Raw genomic sequence first — 19,245 nt, 5'->3', positions numbered from 1 at the left:
CATTATGTTACCGCTTACGTTTACGTCGTATACATACGACGGCGGGGTGCAGCACTGCGCGGCTGCGGGGGCGGCGTGCGGGGTGGTGCAGGGGGCGGGTGCCGAGGACATGGTGCAGGCGTGGTGTTGGCCGGATGCGGCGCGAGTGCGGTGCGGGTGCGGGACGGTTTCCGGGTCCCCTGACCCAACTAAACCGCCGCCGCAAATAAATGGACATAGGATCCCGCTGAATGGGACTGCCGTTGCTGCAGGGTTAAAGCAGCGAAGCCAGCGGAAATCATCCGCCGGCTTCACTTAGCAACATTCCGCTGACCCCCCACAGGCAGCGGATGTTACGGGATTCTTCGGTTTTCACTCGCGTCTCACACATGTGTGAAGCACGAGTGAAAATATAGCATCGGTCACATGCGGGGTCAAAGTTTTATTTCGCCCAAAGAATGGATCAGGAGTCTTCGTCCAGAATTGCTGCTATCGCTTTCAGCGCCTCGGGGTCCACTGGCCCGAGGGCGCGTGCGGCGAAATTGCGGACTTCCGCTCGGCGCAGGCTGCGGAGCAGCTCCAGCTCGGCTTCCACCCTTTCGGGTAGCTTGCCGCCGTCCTGCAGCAGATATTCCGGATCCACGTCAAAGACTGTGGCTATGGCGCGCAGGGCCTCGTCCGGCACCACTTGTTCCTTGCCGGACTTCAGCAGTGACCATCTGGTGCGGGAAAGGTAGTAACCGGCTTTCTGGGCGCCGTCCCGGATGGCCGGATAGTCAAAGGGTTTGCCCGATTCGGACATGATGACGTCCAAAAGGAGATTGATCTTCCTGGCAAGCGTTTCGGCTCGACGGAGGCCTGCAGTGCGCTCCGGGGAAAGATCAAAATCGTTCACGTATTTCAGCTCCAAGTCATAGCTGCGAGAAAACAGCAGAAGGTTGCCAGTCCAAGCGATGCACCTGACAGCGCCTCCCGCCAGGTATGTTCACGAAGGGACACCCGGCTGAATATCATCAACGGCGATAATATCAACAGCCACGCCCAAGCGCCCCCATATGTCGACATGACCCACAAGGCGGCAAAGGTAATGACCGATACGTGGGCTGAGACGTTGAGCCAGCGGCGGAAAAAGACAAGGCTCACGTTACCCAGGAACAGCGCTGCCACTGTGAGCGGCACCGGCGACGGGACCGGAATCAGGAAGCAGACCACCATGCCGGTGAACGTCAGCACGGCCAGAATCTTGATCCGCAGCCGGTCCGGCAGCCCCCTGCGCTGAAAGGGCCGCTTGGATGCCTTGTAAATGGTGCCCGGGATGCCCACGATGCAGGCGAGAAGGGCGACGACGCCGAGCGGCCCAAGTTCCGCTTCGATGCCGGCAAGGAGCACCAGGACTGCCAGGACCAGCGCCGGCGGCAGGACCTTGGAGACGCTAGCCGCCAGTGCGAGCCGTGCACCGGGCCGGTGAACCGTTGTGCTCAATTCTTCTGCCTATCTTGTCAATGATGTCGATTTCCTCGGGCGTCAGCAGCTCAGGATTCAGGACCCGGATGTCGCCGATGAAAATGAACCAGCGGTAGAGCTGGGTCTTGGAGGTGCGGCTGTCCAGGGAAATGCTGGCGGCGTCCATCGACCGCCGGCCTTCATCCGTCTGGATCAGGCGGGTGACAATGGGCCGCAGCTTGGCCAGGTCCTGCGAGCGCCGGGTCCGTGTGCGGAAGGTCCCCTGAATCCGTTCCCACAACGGAATGATGAACCCGACGGCGAATCCCATGATCATCAGTGCGAGAAGGACTTGGTATCCGATCACCAGCACGCCAACATAACCGGTGCCGCTTCCCAGTATCTCAGTACCGATCTGCACCATTTTGGCTGCTGCTGCGAGGACCCCTGCTAAGCAGCCGATGCTGAGGATGTCGAACCCGAGGCGGAACGCCCGGGATTCCCCGCGCCGGTTCCGGCGCAGCGTTTCCACGCCGGTGTATCCGGTGACTGCTCCGAACCAGACAAAGAACATCGCCTGGTACAGGGCGATGGTTGGCGCATCCCCGAAGGTGTCCGTGAAATTGGCGGCAGATCCGCGGGTGTCGGAAACCGCCAGCAGCACTATCTGCGCCAGTCCCAGGATCACCCCGATGCTGATCAGCACCTTCACCTGCCGGCTGGACCGTCCCGTGACCCGCAGCAGCAGACGGCTCAGCTCCGTCATGCCCACGCCCATGAGCAGGTGAACAATCAGGTTGAGGAGGTTCCGGCCGCCCAGCAGCTGGTCGACGGCGAGATACACCGGGTCAATGTTCAGGGTGGCCCCCAGCGCCACCAGCGAAACGGCCGGCAGGATGCCAGGCTTCCAGCCGAACCACAGGCCCAGCAGGCGGATCCCCACCACGCCCCACAGAATGCAGACCGGCAGGACTTGCAGGAGGGTCATATAAAGGTCCGCTCAAAGCCGCTGGGGCTCTGGCGCTCCTCGGGCAGCAGGGCGAGGGAGAGCAGGTAGGCAACGTGCTCGGCGGCCCGTTCGGTCTCATTCCAGTCCAGGGAGCGAGCCAGCATCCGCTTGATCCCTCTGCGGCTGCCGACGTGCTGGAACATGGACGGCATGGCCGTCTCCACCCCGCCGCACCCCTGGTGGCGCAGGAGAATATGCCCAAACTCGTGGCACGCCGCATGCGTGCGGTGCAGCCGGTTGTCGCCGGACGGCAGCAGGATGATCGACTTTGCATCCTTCTCGATCCACAGACCGGTGACGGCGGGAATTACCGAATGGTCGATATCGCGAAGTTCAATCGGTTTTCCATGGGCCTTCGTGACCACGTCCAGCAATTCATCAAAGGTCACGTGTTCGCCGAGACTGAGGGCAGCTACGGCTGCTTCCGAGGCTGCCCGTTCACCGCCGTCGGACTTCCTAAAACGCACTGCCATTAATTCCCCATCGTGTGTTTTCCACATTTCCTGCGTATTTATGGAAAGAGACTGCACCGACTTTATCCCAAAAGGGCTAAAGCGGGCACAGCCGGGCAGGCTTCAGGGGAAGAGCATCAGGGCAGGAGCAGCGCCGCGGCGAAGGCGAGGCATCCGGCTGCATGGCCTGCCAGAACCTGCGTGGGGGTGTGGTCCCCGAGCTTCACCCGGGACCATCCGGTGGCTGATGCCAGCAGCAGGGCGAGCGCCGATCCCACCAGCGGAACGGGAGCCAGCAGCGCCAGGCCCACGTAGGCCGCCACCGCGGAATGGACCGAGAGCTTCCACACCAGGTTTGCCGCCAGGCACAGGACCAGCCCGATGAACACTCCCCCGATTTCGCCGAACAGTGCCGCCGGAGCATCCAGGAGGATGAGAAGCAGCGCGCCGACGCCGATGGACGCCGCGGACGCGACCAGGATCGGTGCGCGCTGCTCGCGCCTGCCCACGTGGTGGTCGGTGACCGCCCCGCGCCGCTTCAGCCAGAGGATCCCGGCAAAGGGCAGTCCCACGGTGAAACCCGCCGCCACGATGCCCTGCAGCCAGGTGACGCCGGGGCTGAGCAGGGGCTGCAGCAGCAGGAGCAGCCCCACGAGGACGGTCGGGGCGGTGGTTTCGGTGACGATGCGTGCTGCCCGGGTGGAGGCAGCGGAGACGCCCGACGTCGGGACTTGCGTGGTTTCCGGCATCAGACGATTCTACGGGGAGCCGCGGCGGCAGTCGGGCTCCGTTACCGGCCGACCGCCGCCACCCGGGCAGCGGTCAGGGCAGCCCGTGCGCATTCCTCGTCCTGTTCCGGCAGCGCTCCGCTGACTCCCACGGCCCACAGCGGCTGCGCGGCAGAGTCGACGACGCCGCCGGCTAGGACGGTGGGCTGGAAGGACAGCTGGTCGGCAATCAGGGGAATCAGGCCGGGGAACCGTGCATCCAGGTCAGCGAGGGCTGAAGTGTCTTTTTTCATGGCGGCAGCCGTCTGTGCCTTGGCCCGGGCAACACCTGGCGTGAACCACGCCGCTCCGTCACCCCGGATCGTCAACAGCTCGTGGCCGGCGGCATCGACGACGCAGACGCTCATGGTGACGCCAAGCTCCCGTGCTTTGTCCAGCACGGCCTCGGCAAGGATCCGGGACTCGGACAGGGTGGGAACAGCTGGCATGGACATACGTACGCTCCTTTGCGGGGGCGGACCGGGACAGCCGCGCCCCTGCGATCCTAGCGGCCGTGATCCTAGCGGTGTGCAGGCTCAGCGGTGTGCAGGCTCAGCGGTGTGCAGGCTCAGCGGTGTGCAGGCTCCCCGGACATCGAGTCCGAAAGCACGTGGTGCCGGCCCAGCGGCAGCATCAGCGGTTTGCCGGAGGACGGATCCGTGATCACCCGGTTCTCCATCCCGAACACGGTCCGCACGGTGTCCTCGGTCAGCACGTCCTCGGGCCGGCCGGCAGCATGCAGCTTCCCGCCGGCCACGGCCACCAGATGGTCGGCGTAGCGGGCGGCCAGGTTCAGGTCGTGCAGCACCATCACAATGGTGGTGCCGCGGGAGCGGTTCAGGTCGGTGAGCAGGTCCAGCACCTCAATCTGGTGGCTGACGTCCAGGAACGTGGTCGGCTCATCCAGCAGCAGCAGATCGGTCTGCTGCGCCAGCGCCATGGCAATCCAGACCCGCTGCCGCTGCCCGCCGGAGAGCTCGTCCACGGCCCGGTCCGCGAGCGCGGCGGTTTCGGTGGCGTCGAGCGCGGAGGCGACGGCGTCGTCGTCGGCCTTGCTCCAGCGCGCAAAGATGCCCTGGTGCGGATGTCGCCCGCGGCCCACCAGGTCCGCGACCGTGATCCCTTCGGGCGCGATGGGCGACTGCGGCAGCAGCCCGAGCGTGCGGGCCAGCTGCTTCGCCGGAATCGAGTGCACCGCCTTGCCGTCCAGCAGCACGTGCCCGGAGCGCGGGGTAAGCAGCCGGGACATCGAGCGCAGCAGCGTGGACTTGCCGCAGGCGTTGGCGCCGATGATCGCGGTGACTTTGCCCGGCGGAACCACCAGGTCCAGGGAATCGATGACCGTGCGGTCGCCGTAGCCCAGCGTGAGGTTTTCGACGTTCAGGGAATGGCTTGCGGTCACAGCGAGGCTCCTGCGCGGTTGACGCGGACAATGAGGTAAACGAGGAACGGGGCGCCGAGCACCCCGGTGATGATGCCCACCGGCATCCGGGTGCCAAAGGCGTACTGGCCGCAGAAGTCTGCCACCAGCACCAGCAGCGCTCCCACCAGTCCGGCGGGAATCAGCAGCGACGGGCCCGGGCCCACCAGGCGGGCGGCGATCGGCCCGGAGAGGAACGCGACAAACGCGATCGGTCCGGCAGCCGCGGTGGCAAAGGAAATGAGGCCGACGGCGGCCACAATCACCACAATCCGGGTGAGGTTCACCCGCACGCACAGGGCGGACGCGGCGTCGTCGCCGAGCCGGGTGACGGCCAGGTTTTTGGACTGTCCCAGCAGTACCGGCGTCAGTACCAGCATGGCGGCGAGCACCGGGAGCACCTGGTTCCAGGACGCGCCGTTGAGGCTGCCGGTCAGCCAGCGCATGGCCTCCTGCAGCTCCCATTCCGGCGCCTGGTTCAGCACGTACGCGGTGACCGAATCCAGCATCGCGGCAATGCCGATGCCCACCAGGATCAGCCGGGTGTCCGCCACCCCCCTCTTATAGGACAGCGCATAGACGGCCAGCGCCACGATCAGTCCGGAAACAATGGCAAACGTGGACACCGCTGCGCCGCCGAGGCCGAGGCCCACAATGGCGAAGGCAGCGCCCGCTCCGGCGCCGGAGCTGATGCCGATGATGTCCGGGCTCGCCAGCGGGTTGCGCAGCATGGTCTGGAACGCGACGCCGGCCAGGCCAAAGCAGGCGCCGGTGAGCACGGCCAGTGCCGCGCGCGGCAGGCGAAGGCGTCCGACGGCGAAGGAGGCGCCGGGCACGTCCTCGCCGAGGATCACGTTCAGCACGTCCGCCGGAGCATAGAAGGTGCGGCCGGCCATCAGGCTCAGCGCGAAGACGGCCAGGATGCCGACGGCGAGCAGAGTAACCACCAGCCGGTAGCGGCGGGCGGCCCCGGAGCGGACACGCGCGACGGCGGCACTTGTGGTTTCGCTGCCGGCGGCGGTTCCTGTGGCGGCAGCGGCGGTTCCTGTGGCGGCAGCGGCGGTCTCCGGCGCGGCGGCGGCGGGGCTTGCGGGGTTCACAGGGCACGCACCTTCTGCCGGCGGACGATGTAGATGAAAACGGGGGCGCCGATCAGCGCGGTGAGGATGCCGACGTCGATCTCCGCGGGGCGGGCGATGATACGGCCGAGCACGTCGGCGGCGGTCACCAGGGCGGCTCCGGCGACGGCGGAAAAGGGCAGCAGCCAGCGGTGGTCCACCCCGGCCAGCAGCCGGCAGGCGTGCGGCACCACGAGTCCGACAAAGGCGATGGGTCCGGTGACGGCGGTTGACGCGCCGCAGAGGATGACGGCGCCGAGCGAGGCGGCGCCGCGGGCCAGGGCTACCCGCTCCCCCAGCCCGGCGGCCAGCTCGTCGCCCAGGGCCAGGGAGTTCAGGCCGCGGGCCGAGAGCAGGCAGATGGCGAAGCCGACCAGCAGGAAGGGCAGGATCTGGGTGATGCTCTCGTACGAGCCCCCGCCCACACCGCCGATCTGCCAGGACCGCACGCCCTGCGCCATGTCGTTGCGCGGCAGCACAATGGCGCTGACAAAGGAGGCCAGGGCGGCCGACGTCGCGGCGCCGGCCAGCGCAAGCTTCAGCGGGGTGGCGGGGCCGCGGCCAATCGAGCCGACGGTGTACACGAAGACGGCGGTGACGGCGGCGCCGGCAATGGCGAGCCAGATGTAGCTGGAGGCGGCGGCCAGGCCGAAGAACGCCATGCCGGCAACAATGGCGAGCGAAGCGCCCATGTTGATGCCGAGAATGCCCGGATCGGCCAGCGGATTGCGGGTCACGCCCTGCATCACGGCGCCGGAGAGGCCCAGGGCGGCGCCGGCGACGACGGCGAGCAGCGTGCGCGGAATCCGCTTGGCGACGGCGGCTTCGTCAAAGCCGTCGGAAGAACCGCCCAGAGCGGCAAGAATGTCGTTCCAGCCGACGTCGCGCGCTCCCACGGTGATACTGGCGAGCATCAGGGCGGCGAGCACGGCGACGACGGCCAGCAGCCAGAGCGCACGCAGGCGCCCCGGGCGCCGTCGTACCGCGGCGTCCGGGGCTGCAGGTTCCGTCAGTGTCACTTGGCCTTGGCGGCTGCGTCGGAGAGCAGGGCGAGGTAGTCGTCCAGGACCCAGGAGATCGCCAGCGGCGTCGGGTTGGCGGCGGTGCCCAGCGGGGTGTCGGGCAGCAGCACGATGGAACCGTTGGCGACGGCGGGGATCTGCGAGAGCAGCGGATCGGCTTCCAGCGCGCTGACGAGTTCCTCGCCGCCGTAGCTGACAATCACGTCCACGTCGTTGAAGGCGTCGGCCTGCTCGGCGCTCTGCGTCAGGGAGAACTTGTCGGTGGCGTCGGAGGCGGTCTTGACGCTGCCGGCCACTGCCATGCCCAGGTCCTCGAAGAACATGGTGCGGGTGTCCTTTGTGGTGTAGAAGCTGACCTCGCTGAGGTCGGTGGTGTCCACGTGGGTCAGGAACATGGCGTTTTTGCCTTCGAGCTCCGGGTGCTCGGCGGCGGCTTCGGACATTTCGGTTTCGAGGTCGGCAATCAGTTCTTCGCCTTCCTGCTGCATGCCCAGGCCTTCGGCGTTCAGCTCGATCATTTCGCGCCAGGAGGTGCCCCAGGCGGTTTCCGGGTAAGCGACCACGGGGGCGATTTCGCTCAGCGTGTCGTAGTCCTCCTGCGTCAGGCCGGAGTAGGCGGCCAGGATGACGTCCGGCTGGGTGTCGGCCACGGCTTCAAAGTCGATGCCGTCGTTTTCGTCGAACAGCACCGGGGTTTCACCGCCGAGTTCCTCGAGCTTTTCGCTGACCCACGGAAGCAGGCCGTCGCCGTCGTCGTCGCCGTAGTTTGCTGCGGCCATGCCCACCGGGACGATGCCCAGGGCCAGCGGCACCTCGTGGTTGGCCCAGTTGACCGTGGCCACGCGCTCGGGCTTGGTCTCGATGGTGGTGGTGCCCAGGGCGTGCTCGATGGTGATGGGCTCAAACGCGGAGCCGGTGGCTTCGTCGCTGCTGGCGGCCGGGGTGGAGCAGGCCGCCAGTCCAGTGGTGAGCAGTGCGGCCGCGCAGACGGCGGTGATACGGGAGAGGCGCAAGGTGGTGTTCCTTCGTCAACAGGAGGGTGCAACCCGGCTGGTACCGAAGCGAGCCGGGGCGCCGCACTGGTTTTAGGGCTGCCTAACAACTCAAGAGTAAGGCATGCCTAACCATACTTGTGACAGTTGTTACGACTGTGACACCTGCGGGACGGAAGTATGTACCGGATGCGCCATTGTTGCGCTCCGCCGAAGGCACCGATGCCGCGGCGCTGAGGGCCCTACCGGTCCGTGGTCCTTCCAGCGCGACTCGATGAGTACGCGGTCGCTGAAGAATTTGTGGGACTCCTTCGAAGGCCACGGCCGTAGCCGCCAGCTCCAGCCGGTATTCCCCTGGGGTTAGTTTTTGAGCAACGTCTCGGTAATTGCTCTTAGTGACTCCACGATCCAACTCGTAGTCTCCGCAATCCGAGGTGTCGATGAGGACTTTGTAGCTACCCGTCCCCTTTCTGGAGGCCCTGTGGTAGGGGTCGGCTCGGGTAACCGTGCAGTTGTGGAATGTACTGGGGTGAGTGTTGTTGTATTCCTGCATTGAAAGGTCAGTTCCCGGCAGGACCACAAAGATTCCGAGCATCAGCAGCCGAATGACCAGTAGCAAGCCGGATTTTGAGCGACTTTGGCTTCTTGGCTTCCTTACCCAAGGAGTCCTTGCGTGTTTGCGGTTCCCTGATCGCTTCTGGGGATGCACTTCCCGGATTCATGGTTGTCCATTCATGTGCGGCCGGAGATAGTCCGGCAGGCTGCAGGCTGGATAAGGAAAATCGTCGATAGGTCGAAACTACGGTAGATTTCCGCGGGGAGAATGCGCACCAGCAACACACCAGAATGAGGCCTCAAAACAATGCCCAGGTTTGATTACGTGAAACCGCCGGAAAACACGTCTGTGCCTTATAAGCCGAGGCATCCCGTCCGCCAGCGCAGACGTCCGCAACGCCCCCGGACCGGAAATTTGCGTCTTCTCTTTGAGCTCGCCCTGATCCTCATCATCGTTATCCTGCTTTCCGATGGCGGTAATGACGGAAGTACCGCTGCTGCTCCGGATGAGGATGCGGTCACTGCCTCCGCGGAACCCACCGGGCCAGCTGCGGCGCCCGTTTTTCCCGGTGAGATGCGCGGCGATGTTGTGGGGCAGCCCGAAGATTCCCTCACCATCGACGGGCTCAGCGTCACCGCCTCGGAACTCTTTGACGGAAAGACGACGACGTATGACGATTCGCCGACCCTGTGTACGTCCACCACACTGAAGAACAACTCCGGCGCGCAGATCACGTTCGACACCTTTGACTGGAATCTCCAGACACCCGGAGGACTCATTAATTACACCGTTCAGTATGGAAGCGATAACCAGCTGGGCGCTGGCGGAAAAATAGCGCCGGGCGGCTCGACCAGCGGCGACGTGTGTTTCTCCAATGACGAAGCCGGTCCGGGGCAGTATGTCCTGCTTTACACGCCCCCTCTCACCTCCGACTATCAGCCGCCCTCCGGCCGTGCCGCCTGGCTCCATTTCCGGTGACGGACACCTATTGGTCCGCCAACAGGGTCTCCAGGACCAGCTGCACCGGTTCGGTGCCGGCCATGCTGCGGCGCACCACCGCGTAGATGGAGCGGACGGGAGCGGGGCGAACCACCGGGATCCGGCGGACGTTGGCGGGCAGCTGCTGGGCGCTCAGTGCCGGCAGCACCGTGATGCCGATGCCGGCGCTGACAAAGGCGATGGCGGTGGCATAGTCGTGGGCTTCGATCTGGAAGGTAGGGGTGAAACCCGCGGCCGCGCAGGCATCCAGCAGGTTTAGCCGGCACAGCCCGTGGGCGAAGTCGTTGTCCACCCACTGTTCCCCGCCCAGTTCCGCCAGCTCGATCTCCGTCCGGCAGGCAAAGGGATGATGGTCGGGCAGCACCGCCACGTAGGGGTCGTCCACCAGGTGGTGGGCGTCGAAGCCGCTGCCCGGAGTGATGCTCCCCTTGCGTCCGACCACCAGCTGGATATCGGGACGGTCCTCCGGGTCCAGAGCGACGTCGTCGCGCAGCTGCAGTTCCAGCCGGACGCCGGGCAGGTCGGTGGTCAGCCGCCGGGCCACTTCGGGCATCCAGGTGGCACCGACGGATGCGAAGTAGGCCATGGACAGCCGCCCGTTGCGTCCGGTCCGGAGATCGGACAGCATCGTCTCCGCCTCACTGAGCCGGGCCAGGATCTCTTCCGCCTGCGCTGCCACCGCCAGCCCCGCCGCCGTCGGACGCAGGCCGCGGCCGGCACGCTCGAGGAGGGTGAGGCCGGTTTCGCGCTGCAGGATCGTGAGGTGCTGACTGACCGCCGAGGGCGTGTACCCGAGGTTGGCCGCGGCGGCGGCCACGGAGCCGCTGGCCACCACGGAGGAGAAGATTCGAAGCCGGTGCACATCCAACATGCGGCTGACTCTACAGCTGTACTGAAGTGTGGATCAAGAATCGGAACTGGTGCTAAAGCCACCAGCGGGGAAGACTACAGGCATGACATCTACAGCTTCCCGCAGCGTTTCCGTTTCCAGCGGCGCCACTCCGCGCCTGTGGGCCGCGATGGCGGTGACGGTGGTGCTGTGGGCATCGGCCTTTGTCGGCATCCGGTCCGCCGGTGCGGACTACTCCCCCGGCGCCCTCACGCTGGGACGAATCGCGGTGGGGGCGGTGGCCCTGATGGTCATCGCCGCTGTGGCGGGACGACGACGCCGGGTGGCTGAAGCGGCGGCCGCCGGCGGGCCGGGCGGCCAGTCGGCGCACGGACGGCTCCGGGGCCGGATCCTGGCCCTCGTGATCGTCTGGGGGCTGGCCTGGTTCGGGGTGTACAACCTGGTGCTGAATGCGGCCGAACGGCACCTGGATGCCGGCACCGCAGCACTGCTGGTGAACCTGGCGCCCATGATCGTGGCTGTGCTCGCCGGACTGCTGCTGGGCGAGGGCTTTCCGCGGCGGCTGATCATCGGCATGCTGGTGGCCTTCGCCGGCGTCGCCGTCATTGCGGCCGCCACCTCCACCGGAACCGTCGATCCGGTGGGCGTTGGTCTCGGCCTAACCGCAGCCGTGCTCTACGGCGGTGCGGCCACCCTGCAGAAGCGGCTGCTGCAGTACGTGGACGCCGCCACCATGACCTGGATCGGGTGCCTGGCCGCGGCCGTGGCCTGCCTGCCGTTCCTCCCCGAACTGGTCCGGGAGCTATCTGCGGCGCCGCTGTCCTCCACGCTGGCCGTGGTGTACCTCGGGATCTTCCCCACGGCGATCGCGTTCACCACCTGGGGCTATGTCCTGGCGCGGTTCAGCGCCGGCCGCACGGCCGCCACCACCTATGCGGTGCCGGCCGTGGTGGTGCTGCTGTCCTGGCTGCTGCTCCGTGAGGTGCCGCCGGTTGCGGCGCTGTTCGGCGGGGCGCTGGCCCTAGCGGGTGTCGCGGTGGCGACGCTGCCGCGGCGGCGGACGGCCGCCGTCGTCGTTAGTCCTTAGCCGATCCCGTCGCGGATGATCGGGCAGGTCATGCAGTGCCCGCCGCCGCGGCCCCGGCCGAGCTCGGCACCCACGATCGGGATAACCTCGACGCCGGCGTTGCGCAGCGCCGCGTTCGTCTGGGTGTTGCGGTCATAGGTGAGCACCACCCCGGGCTCCAGTGCGACGGCGTTATTCGCGCTGTCCCACTGCTGGCGCTCGGAGGCGTAGTAGTCCCCCGCGGTCTCGACCAGGCGCAGCTGCCGGTAGCCCATCGATTCGGCGACGACGTCAACGAAGCGGCGGTCCCGCTCGTCGCGCACTTCCAGGCCCGGAGCCTTGTCGGAGGGGTGGATGGTGAAGGCATGAATGCCGTCCACGATGGCCGGATGGATGGTGGCCAGGTCCCGGTCGGCGAAGGTGAAGACGGTGTCCAGGTGCATGGCGGCGCGCAGCTTGGGCATGCCCGCGACCACGATCCGCTCGGCGGTCTTCGCCTGGAACAGCGCCTGCGCGAGCTGGGTGATGGCCTGCCGGGAGGTGCGTTCGCTCATGCCGATCAGCACGGTGCCGTTGCCCACCGGCATCACGTCGCCGCCCTCCAGGGAGGCCTGGCCCCAGTCCAGTTCCGCGTCGCCCCACCAGATTCGAGAGCCCGTGTAGTCCGGATGGAACCGGTAGATGGCCTGCATCAGCAGGGTCTCGTCGTGGCGGGCCGGCCAGTACAGCGGGTTCAGCGTCAGTCCCCCGTTGATCCAGCACGTGGTGTCGCGGGTGTAGAGGGTGTTGGGCAGCGGCGGCAGCAGGTATTCGGGCCGGCCCAGGGATTCCCGGACCAGGCCGACGTAGCCGGAGAGGTAGTCATCGGGAAGGTCCGACGTCGTGAGCCCGCCAATGAGGATCCGCGCCAGTTCCGGCCCGCTGAGTGAGTCCAGGAAGGCCCGGGTGCCGGGCACCAGGCCCAGTCCGACCCGGTTGGCGATGATCTTGCGGTCCAGCAGCCAGGTCCGCGCCTCGGGAATGTCCATGGTGGAGCCCAGCAGGTCGTGCAGTTCCACCACGTCCACGCCGCGGCTGCGCATCTTGTTCACGAAGTCCAGGTGGTCGCGCTGGGCGTTTTCCACCCACATCACGTCGTCGAAGAGCAGGTCTTCACGGTTGGTGGGGGTGAGCCGTTCATGGGCCAGCCCCGGGGCGCAGACGAGGACCTTGCGCAGTTTCCCGACCTCCGAGTACACCCCGTAGTTGGCGGCGTTTGGTGCGGAGGTGGCGGGAAACATGTGGTTCTCCTTGGAATATCCAGCCTGCTTCGCTGCAGGCTGCCGGGGTTTTGTTCGATGCGCTTTGCTGGAACGCAGCGCATATAAATGTGGAGGGGCGGACTTATTGTCCGTCCCTCCACAGTCTAGAAACTTAGTGGCCGCTTTCAGCCTGCTGGGCCTGCTTGCGGCGGCGGAGTGCCTCGTTCACGGCGGGATCGTCGAGCCCGCCCAACCATTTGAGCAGTTCGGGTCCGGCGGCCGGATTGGCGGCGACGGCGGGGCGGGCCTTGGGCTCGTCGGTGGCCAGTTCCTGCAGCCGCAGGCCGGTGGTGCCCGGGTCTTCGGCTTCGGCCAGGATCGCGACCTCGGCCGGGTCCACGTCCCGCGGCCTGGCTGCTGATGCTCCGGCATCGACGATGTCCGCCGCCGGGATGTTCATCAGCGGGGTGGTCCGCTTAGTGGACGGGGCGTTCTCGTCAGCGGGATGTTCCTGCATTTCGTTCTGCACGGGATCTCCTTTATCAGTAGCCTTACTGCCATCCTTGCAGAAGGTGGGGCAGGGTCCGAATCCGGACCCGCACGTGCCTCGTTCAAAGAGGCACTCCGGATTCGATCCCGTCCGGCGGATCTGCGGCATCGCACCCTCATTGAGCGGGCGCTGACCTATCTCCGCGAAGGCAAGCGTTCGATGGCCAGGAAAGACTTCGAGAAGGTGCTCGCTGAGAACAGCGCGTACCCGGGACTGCGCGAGCACCTCGCGGATCTCCAAGATTGAGCGGGGCAGCGACCTTCTTGTGACATTACTAGAGGCAGCACGCCTGGAACGAAGTGACTCCTCCATTGTCGCGCTTCAAGGGTTCAGGAAATTCAGCCAGGTTCAATAGTGCCCTTCCTCAACCGCCGCTTTCGCAACCGCTCTGGGAATTACAGCTAACCCACGAACGCCTGCTCGTAAAGCGCAGCTTGACTCGGCACTATTACTCCCGAGACCCGGAGAAGAACACTTCCATCGAAGTAGTGGTACGCAGTCCCGAAGGCCGGCCCCATGCTGCGCAATGTGTCCTGAATATAGGTCGAGCGGCTTTGAGCATCTTCAGCATTTGCAAAAACCTCTACCACCGCTCCGCCGTCAATGCCCGTCTGCGTGGGGTCAGCCGAAGCATCTGCAACCCACGCTGCCGTCATATACTGCCCGGGACGCCCGATCAGGTTGTTTGAGTCATTGTTTTCGGTCACTTCTGTAACCGACGAGACCGAAGGGATGGCAGCCTGAAGTCGCTCAGCAACGGTCAATGCCCCTACCGGCTCGGGCGGCACTTCAGCCGGTTCCTCAGCTGAGGACGTTGTCTCCGGACTGATTACAGTTGCGGTGGAAGGCGCCGGTTGATTTTCGGCGGATGGCCCGCCCTCCGAAGAGCAACCGGCTAATGCAATTGCACCAAGAACTAACAATCCCAAAACATGCTGCTTTCGCATTATTCCCCCAAAGTATACGAAATCTTTTCCAAAGACTATCTGGTCCCTGGGATCCCGATGACAGTTCGACAGGGATTGGTTGAGTTCATGCAGCTAAGACTGCTGTCAGATCATTGGCTCTACTACTGACGGCGTGCACCGTAGTCGTCAATACACGTCGGGCGTTGCCGGTCAGCCTGCCCTCCACGAGCGCCCTACCCGTTGGGGTCAGCTTTGTGTCTTAGACGAGGATGTGCTGAAGTTCCACATCCGAGTAGCCGGCTAGGTCCGGCTCGCAGGAAGGTCCCGTCAGACTTCGGGATGAGGATCTGTGCCATGCCATCCGGTTTAACTGGGGGTGCTCGGGCGTTGTCCAGATCGGTTGAGGGGAAGTTGGCCGTGATCCGGATTGGAGGGGAGGCGTAGGCGGCGGACGGTAACGGATGTAATAGCGTCTCTGAGGGCCCATAGCCCCCTGTTTCGACGGCGACATGCCGGAGCTTCCTCGACCGTACAATTGGCCTATACGTGCGACATCAATAATCGCTGCACGGCAGGGGCTCCGCGATGACCAGTCAAGCAATCAGTCTCCTGCCGCCAGCACAGAAAGTGGTAGCAGTGGCCGGCAACAACAACGCCAACCTGGTGTGGAGCATCGCAAATATCCTGCGGGGCACCTACAAACCCGCACAGTACGGGTCGGTGATTCTGCCCTTCACCATCCTGCGCCGCCTCGACTGCGTCCTGGAGGAGACCAAGGAAGCGGTCCTCGCGGAGCAGGAGGCAAAGAAGGACCTGAACATTCCGCTGGACACCTTCCTGCAGAAGGCCTCCGGGTACAGCTTCTTCAATACGTCGCCCTTCAATTTTCAACGTCTGCTGAATGACCCCAGCAACATCAGGGCGAACATCGAGAACTACGTCCAGGGATTCTCGGAGAACACCCGCGACATCTTCGAACGCTTCGAGTTCTACAAAACACTCGAGAAGCTCGATGCGGCGGACCTGCTCTACCACGTAACCAAGGCCTTCGACACAATCGATCTGCACCCGGCCACCATCAGCAACATTGAGATGGGCCTGATGTTCGAGGAGCTCATCCGCCGCTTCGCTGAAGCCTCCAATGAGACCGCCGGTGAGCATTTCACCCCCCGCGAGGTCATCCAGCTGATGGTCAAGCTGCTGCTGAACTACGACGACGAAGTCCTCACAAAACCGGGTATCGTGCGCAGCATTTACGACCCCACCGCCGGAACCGGCGGAATGCTCACAGTCGCCCAGGAGCACCTGCACGAACACAACCCGAGTGCCTCACTGGTCGCCTACGGCCAGGAAATCAACGACGAGTCCTACGCCATCTGCAAGGCTGACCTGCTAATCAAGGGCCAAGACATTTCGAAGATTTCTGTCGGCGACACCTTGGCCAATGATCAGAACATTGGTCAGCAGTTCGACTTTATGCTCTCCAATCCGCCGTTCGGGGTGGAATGGAAGAAGATCCAACCGCAGATCCAGCGCGAACACGAGCTGCACGGATTCGACGGCCGCTTCGGCCCGGGACTTCCCCGCGTCAGCGACGGGTCGCTGCTCTTCCTGCTCCACCTGGTGAAGAAGATGCGACCGGTGCACGAAGGCGGTTCCCGGATCGGCATCGTCCTCAACGGCAGCCCCCTGTTCACCGGCGGCGCCGGATCCGGCGAGTCCGAGATTCGCCGCTACCTGATCGAGAATGACCTCGTTTCGGCGATCATCGCCCTGCCGACGGATATGTTCTACAACACCGGCATCGCCACCTACGTCTGGATCCTGTCCAACGCCAAGAAGCAGAAAGCCCCGGGCCGTGAGGGGACGATCCAGCTGATCAACGGTGTCGAGTTCTACCGCAAGATGCGCAAGAGTCTCGGCTCAAAGCGCAAGGAACTCGGCCCGGAGGACATCAACCGGATCGTCCAGCTCTACGGAGCATTCGAAAACGACGGCGAGACCTCCAAGATCTTCGACAACCGGGACTTCGGCTACTCCACCATCACGGTCGAACGCCCACTGCGGCTGAACTTCGCGTTCACATCCGAGCGGGTCGATGCGGCCCTGGCGCAGAGACCTGTCCTCAAACTGGCGCATAATGACCAGGAGCTCCTCGAAAAGACACTGCGGTCTGCTGCCGAGGAAACCGGCCGGGTGTACAAGAATCGTGAAGAGTTCCTAAAGATTCTGAAACCTCTGCTGAACGGTACTGGCCTAAAGCTGCCGGCGCCGGTTTTCAAAGCGGTGCTCGCTGCCCTATCCGAACGTGATGAAACCGCGGACATCTGCACCGGGCCCAAAGGCAAGCCTGAGGCGGACCCTGATCTCCGCGACACCGAGAACGTGCCGCTGAACGAAGACATCCAAACGTACTTCGAGCGTGAGGTCCTCCCCCACGTTCCAAATGCCTGGATCGACGAGTCGAAAACCAAGATAGGTTACGAGATTCCATTCACGCGACACTTCTACAAGTACCTTGCGCCCCGCCCATTGGAGGAGATCGATGCCGACCTCACCAAAATCATCAGCGAGATCACGGATCTGCTTACAGAGGTTGAGCAGTGAAGGGAGTGTCGCCGTACTCGGAATACAAGGACTCAAAAATACCGTGGGTGGGCGCCATACCCAAGGAATGGAATGTCAGCCCCCTCTTTTCGGTCGCTCATGAAAGCAGGTCGAAAAATTCTGAGGACAGCGAGACCAACTTGCTCTCACTCAGCTATGGCCGAATCATCCGCAAAGATATCAATGCCGTGGGTGGTTTGCTTCCTGCCTCGTTCAGCACCTATCAAATAGTTCGACAAGATGACATAGTCCTGCGATTAACGGACCTCCAGAACGATAAACGCAGCCTTCGTTCCGCCATTGTTCCAGAGCGGGGAATTATAACCTCCGCCTATCTAGCGCTGAGTCCGACTCAGGTCGGTCCTCGCTTCCTCTCATATTTACTCCGGTCTTACGACCTTCAAAAGGTCTTCTATTCGATGGGTGGCGGTCTACGCCAGTCCATGCAATTCTGGGACCTCAAATGGCTTCCCATAGTTCTGCCGTCTGTAACAACTCAAGAATCGATTGTCCATTATCTCGACCGCGAGACGGCGAAGATTGATGAGCTGACCGCGAAACAGGAGCGACTCATCGAGTTGCTGGCCGAGAAGCGCCAGGCCATCATCACCCAAGCCGTCACGAAGGGGCTCGGCCACTCAGTTCCCACCAAGCCTTCTGGCATCCCTTGGGTTCCAGCATCGCCCATCCATTGGACGGCTTCGCGAATAAAGTGGACGCATCCAAAGCAGGAATCAGGGACGAGCGTCAACGGAACGGATGTCCCCGCCGGCTCAGGACATATAGGCGTCCTTAAAACTGGTGCCGTATCCAAGGGGTACTTTTTGGCTAGTTCCAGTAAGACCGTGGTACCCGAAGACGTCGACCGGGCGACGTGCCCCGTGCGGGGCGGAACCCTCATCGTAAACCGCGCGAACACGCCAGACCTCGTTGGATCAACCGGTGTGCCAGAAACCGACATACCTACGCTTTTCCTCTCAGACAAGCTATGGCAAATCGAATTCAAAGAGGCAAATACGCGGTTCATGTACTGGTGGACTAAAACAGATGGATACCGCTCACAAATACAATTTCGCCGCGTAGGCGCCAGCTCCAGTATGCAAAACCTCTCCTATTCTGACTTTCTTACGGTCGATCTAGCGGTACCACCCCTTAGTGAGCAGGGCGAAATAGCCCGATACCTCGACGGCAGGACGAAACAACTCGATACCCTCGCGTTGAAGGCGCAGCAGGCCATTTCGCTGCTTCGAGAGCGCCGCTCCGCCCTCATCTCCGCAGCAGTAACCGGCAAGATTGACGTACGCGAAATGGCGGCCTGAGCATGGCGCTTCCACAATGGCACGGTTTTATCGACCCGGTTATCCGGATCATGGCTGACGGACAGACCCGGCGAAATGCAGAAATCCGGGCGACCGTCGCCGAACGCGAACACCTCAGCGAGGAAGACATGGCGGAAATCATGTCCTCCGGTGAGGCACGCTGGGCCAACCGCATCAATTGGGCGGTCTTCGATTCGATGAAGGCGGGCCTGCTTATCCGGGAAGCCCGCGGGCAGTACCGGATCAGTGACGAGGGGCAGACCCGTGCAGCTGGCAGCGCCCGGCTGACACACGAGACACTGATGGAGTACGAGCCGTACCGCGCGTACCAGAACATCTCCCGCCGTCCCAAGGCTGCAACTGTCAGCGCACTGCCGGGTTCCGCGGAAGACGCCAGCGCCGTCGTCTTTGAGCCCGACCCGTCTGAGACCCTGGAGCAATCAGCTGCCCAGCTGAACCAAGTTGTCATTGACGAGATCTACCGCAATCTGCTGGAGCTTTCCCCCGATGCCTTCGAGCACCTGATCCCCTTTGTAGTGCGGGCACTGGGCTACGGCACGGACCGGGAGGACAACCTCAAGCCCACGCAGCGTTCCGGGGACAAGGGCGTGGACGGCATCGTCTGGCAGGACGCCTTGGGCTTCGACCGGGTCTATCTGCAGGCGAAGAGGTATTCCGAAGGCAACAACGTCGGCGCGCCCGAGGTCCAGGCGTTCAGCGGTGCGCTCGGCCAGTTCCGGGCCACCAAGGGCATCTTCATCACCACGTCCAGCTTTACCAGCGGTGCACGGGCTGTAGCCCGGGATACCGCGCACTACACGCTTATCCTGATCGACGGTCAGCGACTAGCTACGCTGATGTTCGAATACGGAGTGGGCGTACAGGTGGACCGCACCGTCGTCGTCAAGAAAGTCGATCAGGACTTTTTCGACAAGTTCTAGGGGGAA

The 19,245-nt window shown here is 63.9% G+C and carries 19 protein-coding genes; 5 read left to right on the top strand and 14 right to left on the bottom strand.

What is annotated here, in order from left to right:
* Positions 1-442: 442 nt before the first annotated feature.
* The 10 genes from WKB88_RS16150 to WKB88_RS16105 form a co-directional block, all read right to left on the bottom strand.
* Positions 443-874, bottom strand: a complete 432-nt coding sequence (locus tag WKB88_RS16150; RefSeq protein ID WP_341395573.1) for a hypothetical protein — start codon at positions 872-874, stop codon at positions 443-445.
* Between the two features lie 5 nt (positions 875-879).
* Positions 880-1,461, bottom strand: a complete 582-nt coding sequence (locus WKB88_RS16145; protein WP_341395572.1) for a hypothetical protein — start codon at positions 1,459-1,461, stop codon at positions 880-882.
* The gene (locus tag WKB88_RS16140; protein ID WP_341395571.1) at positions 1,412-2,410 is read right to left on the bottom strand and encodes a hypothetical protein; all 999 of its coding nucleotides are present in this window, start codon (positions 2,408-2,410) and stop codon (positions 1,412-1,414) included. Before WKB88_RS16140 ends, WKB88_RS16145 begins: the two co-directional genes overlap by 50 nt.
* Positions 2,407-2,904 carry a hypothetical protein gene (locus tag WKB88_RS16135; protein WP_341395570.1) on the bottom strand — a complete coding sequence of 166 codons (498 nt, stop codon included), beginning with the start codon at positions 2,902-2,904 and terminating at the stop codon, positions 2,407-2,409. Before WKB88_RS16135 ends, WKB88_RS16140 begins: the two co-directional genes overlap by 4 nt.
* Positions 2,905-3,020: 116 nt before the next feature.
* Positions 3,021-3,632 carry a phosphatidic acid phosphatase gene (locus WKB88_RS16130; RefSeq protein ID WP_341395569.1) on the bottom strand — a complete coding sequence of 204 codons (612 nt, stop codon included), beginning with the start codon at positions 3,630-3,632 and terminating at the stop codon, positions 3,021-3,023.
* A gap of 41 nt (positions 3,633-3,673) precedes the next feature.
* Positions 3,674-4,105 carry a GlcG/HbpS family heme-binding protein gene (locus WKB88_RS16125; protein WP_341395568.1) on the bottom strand — a complete coding sequence of 144 codons (432 nt, stop codon included), beginning with the start codon at positions 4,103-4,105 and terminating at the stop codon, positions 3,674-3,676.
* Positions 4,106-4,218: 113 nt separating this feature from the next.
* Positions 4,219-5,052 (bottom strand): ABC transporter ATP-binding protein, encoded by an 834-nt coding sequence (locus WKB88_RS16120; protein ID WP_341395567.1) that lies wholly within the window; start codon positions 5,050-5,052, stop codon positions 4,219-4,221.
* On the bottom strand, positions 5,049-6,170 hold the full coding sequence (locus WKB88_RS16115; protein WP_341395566.1) for a FecCD family ABC transporter permease: 1,122 nt from the start codon (positions 6,168-6,170) through the stop codon (positions 5,049-5,051). Before WKB88_RS16115 ends, WKB88_RS16120 begins: the two co-directional genes overlap by 4 nt.
* A complete protein-coding gene (locus WKB88_RS16110) occupies positions 6,167-7,207 on the bottom strand; it encodes a FecCD family ABC transporter permease (protein ID WP_445818943.1) in 1,041 nt (346 codons plus the stop codon). Before WKB88_RS16110 ends, WKB88_RS16115 begins: the two co-directional genes overlap by 4 nt.
* Positions 7,204-8,223, bottom strand: a complete 1,020-nt coding sequence (locus WKB88_RS16105) for an iron-siderophore ABC transporter substrate-binding protein (protein ID WP_341395565.1) — start codon at positions 8,221-8,223, stop codon at positions 7,204-7,206. The genes WKB88_RS16110 and WKB88_RS16105 overlap by 4 nt, the downstream gene beginning before the upstream one ends.
* A 949-nt stretch (positions 8,224-9,172) precedes the next feature.
* Here WKB88_RS16105 and WKB88_RS16100 point away from each other — a divergent pair.
* Positions 9,173-9,736: a hypothetical protein gene (locus WKB88_RS16100; RefSeq protein WP_341395564.1), complete on the top strand. Its 564-nt coding sequence runs from the start codon at positions 9,173-9,175 to the stop codon at positions 9,734-9,736.
* 7 nt (positions 9,737-9,743) lie between these two features.
* Here the strand turns inward: WKB88_RS16100 and WKB88_RS16095 are convergent, their stop codons facing one another.
* The gene (locus tag WKB88_RS16095) at positions 9,744-10,628 is read right to left on the bottom strand and encodes a LysR family transcriptional regulator (protein WP_341395563.1); all 885 of its coding nucleotides are present in this window, start codon (positions 10,626-10,628) and stop codon (positions 9,744-9,746) included.
* Positions 10,629-10,710: 82 nt separating this feature from the next.
* On the opposite strand from WKB88_RS16095, the gene WKB88_RS16090 reads away from it, so the two are divergent.
* The gene (locus WKB88_RS16090; protein WP_341395562.1) at positions 10,711-11,694 is read left to right on the top strand and encodes a DMT family transporter; all 984 of its coding nucleotides are present in this window, start codon (positions 10,711-10,713) and stop codon (positions 11,692-11,694) included.
* Here WKB88_RS16090 and WKB88_RS16085 read toward each other — a convergent pair.
* The 3 genes from WKB88_RS16085 to WKB88_RS16075 form a co-directional block, all read right to left on the bottom strand.
* Positions 11,691-12,953 (bottom strand): arginine deiminase, encoded by a 1,263-nt coding sequence (locus WKB88_RS16085; RefSeq protein WP_341395561.1) that lies wholly within the window; start codon positions 12,951-12,953, stop codon positions 11,691-11,693. The genes WKB88_RS16090 and WKB88_RS16085 overlap by 4 nt on opposite strands.
* 133 nt (positions 12,954-13,086) lie before the next feature.
* Positions 13,087-13,443 (bottom strand): variant leucine-rich repeat-containing protein, encoded by a 357-nt coding sequence (locus tag WKB88_RS16080; RefSeq protein ID WP_341395560.1) that lies wholly within the window; start codon positions 13,441-13,443, stop codon positions 13,087-13,089.
* A 422-nt stretch (positions 13,444-13,865) separates the two neighbouring features.
* Positions 13,866-14,411: a hypothetical protein gene (locus tag WKB88_RS16075; RefSeq protein ID WP_341395559.1), complete on the bottom strand. Its 546-nt coding sequence runs from the start codon at positions 14,409-14,411 to the stop codon at positions 13,866-13,868.
* Positions 14,412-14,957: 546 nt separating this feature from the next.
* Here WKB88_RS16075 and WKB88_RS16070 point away from each other — a divergent pair.
* The 3 genes from WKB88_RS16070 to WKB88_RS16060 are packed head-to-tail and all read left to right on the top strand — an operon-like array spanning position 14,958 to position 19,239.
* Entirely contained in the window at positions 14,958-16,979 is a 2,022-nt protein-coding gene (locus WKB88_RS16070) for a type I restriction-modification system subunit M (protein ID WP_341395558.1), read from the top strand.
* Positions 16,976-18,298 carry a restriction endonuclease subunit S gene (locus WKB88_RS16065; protein WP_341395557.1) on the top strand — a complete coding sequence of 441 codons (1,323 nt, stop codon included), beginning with the start codon at positions 16,976-16,978 and terminating at the stop codon, positions 18,296-18,298. Before WKB88_RS16070 ends, WKB88_RS16065 begins: the two co-directional genes overlap by 4 nt.
* A gap of 2 nt (positions 18,299-18,300) precedes the next feature.
* A complete protein-coding gene (locus WKB88_RS16060; RefSeq protein WP_341395556.1) occupies positions 18,301-19,239 on the top strand; it encodes a restriction endonuclease in 939 nt (312 codons plus the stop codon).
* The last annotated feature ends 6 nt before the right edge of the window (positions 19,240-19,245 follow it).

The sequence above is a fragment of the Arthrobacter sp. G119Y2 genome (assembly GCF_038069765.1).
In the GTDB taxonomy this organism is placed as follows: Bacteria; Actinomycetota; Actinomycetes; order Actinomycetales; family Micrococcaceae; genus Arthrobacter_B.
This window is presented reverse-complemented; position numbering and strand designations above follow the sequence as displayed.

Bases quoted from the DNA above. Each gene is read 5' to 3' on its own strand.
- WKB88_RS16140 (WP_341395571.1), bottom strand. From the start codon at position 2,410: ATGACCCTCCTGCAAGTCCTGCCGGTCTGCATTCTGTGGGGCGTGGTG.
- WKB88_RS16135 (WP_341395570.1), bottom strand. From the start codon at position 2,904: ATGGCAGTGCGTTTTAGGAAGTCCGACGGCGGTGAACGGGCAGCCTCG.
- WKB88_RS16130 (WP_341395569.1), bottom strand. From the start codon at position 3,632: ATGCCGGAAACCACGCAAGTCCCGACGTCGGGCGTCTCCGCTGCCTCC.
- WKB88_RS16125 (WP_341395568.1), bottom strand. From the start codon at position 4,105: ATGTCCATGCCAGCTGTTCCCACCCTGTCCGAGTCCCGGATCCTTGCC.
- WKB88_RS16095 (WP_341395563.1), bottom strand. From the start codon at position 10,628: ATGTTGGATGTGCACCGGCTTCGAATCTTCTCCTCCGTGGTGGCCAGC.
- WKB88_RS16090 (WP_341395562.1), top strand. From the start codon at position 10,711: ATGACATCTACAGCTTCCCGCAGCGTTTCCGTTTCCAGCGGCGCCACT.
- WKB88_RS16085 (WP_341395561.1), bottom strand. From the start codon at position 12,953: ATGTTTCCCGCCACCTCCGCACCAAACGCCGCCAACTACGGGGTGTAC.
- WKB88_RS16075 (WP_341395559.1), bottom strand. From the start codon at position 14,411: ATGCGAAAGCAGCATGTTTTGGGATTGTTAGTTCTTGGTGCAATTGCA.
- WKB88_RS16070 (WP_341395558.1), top strand. From the start codon at position 14,958: ATGACCAGTCAAGCAATCAGTCTCCTGCCGCCAGCACAGAAAGTGGTA.
- WKB88_RS16060 (WP_341395556.1), top strand. From the start codon at position 18,301: ATGGCGCTTCCACAATGGCACGGTTTTATCGACCCGGTTATCCGGATC.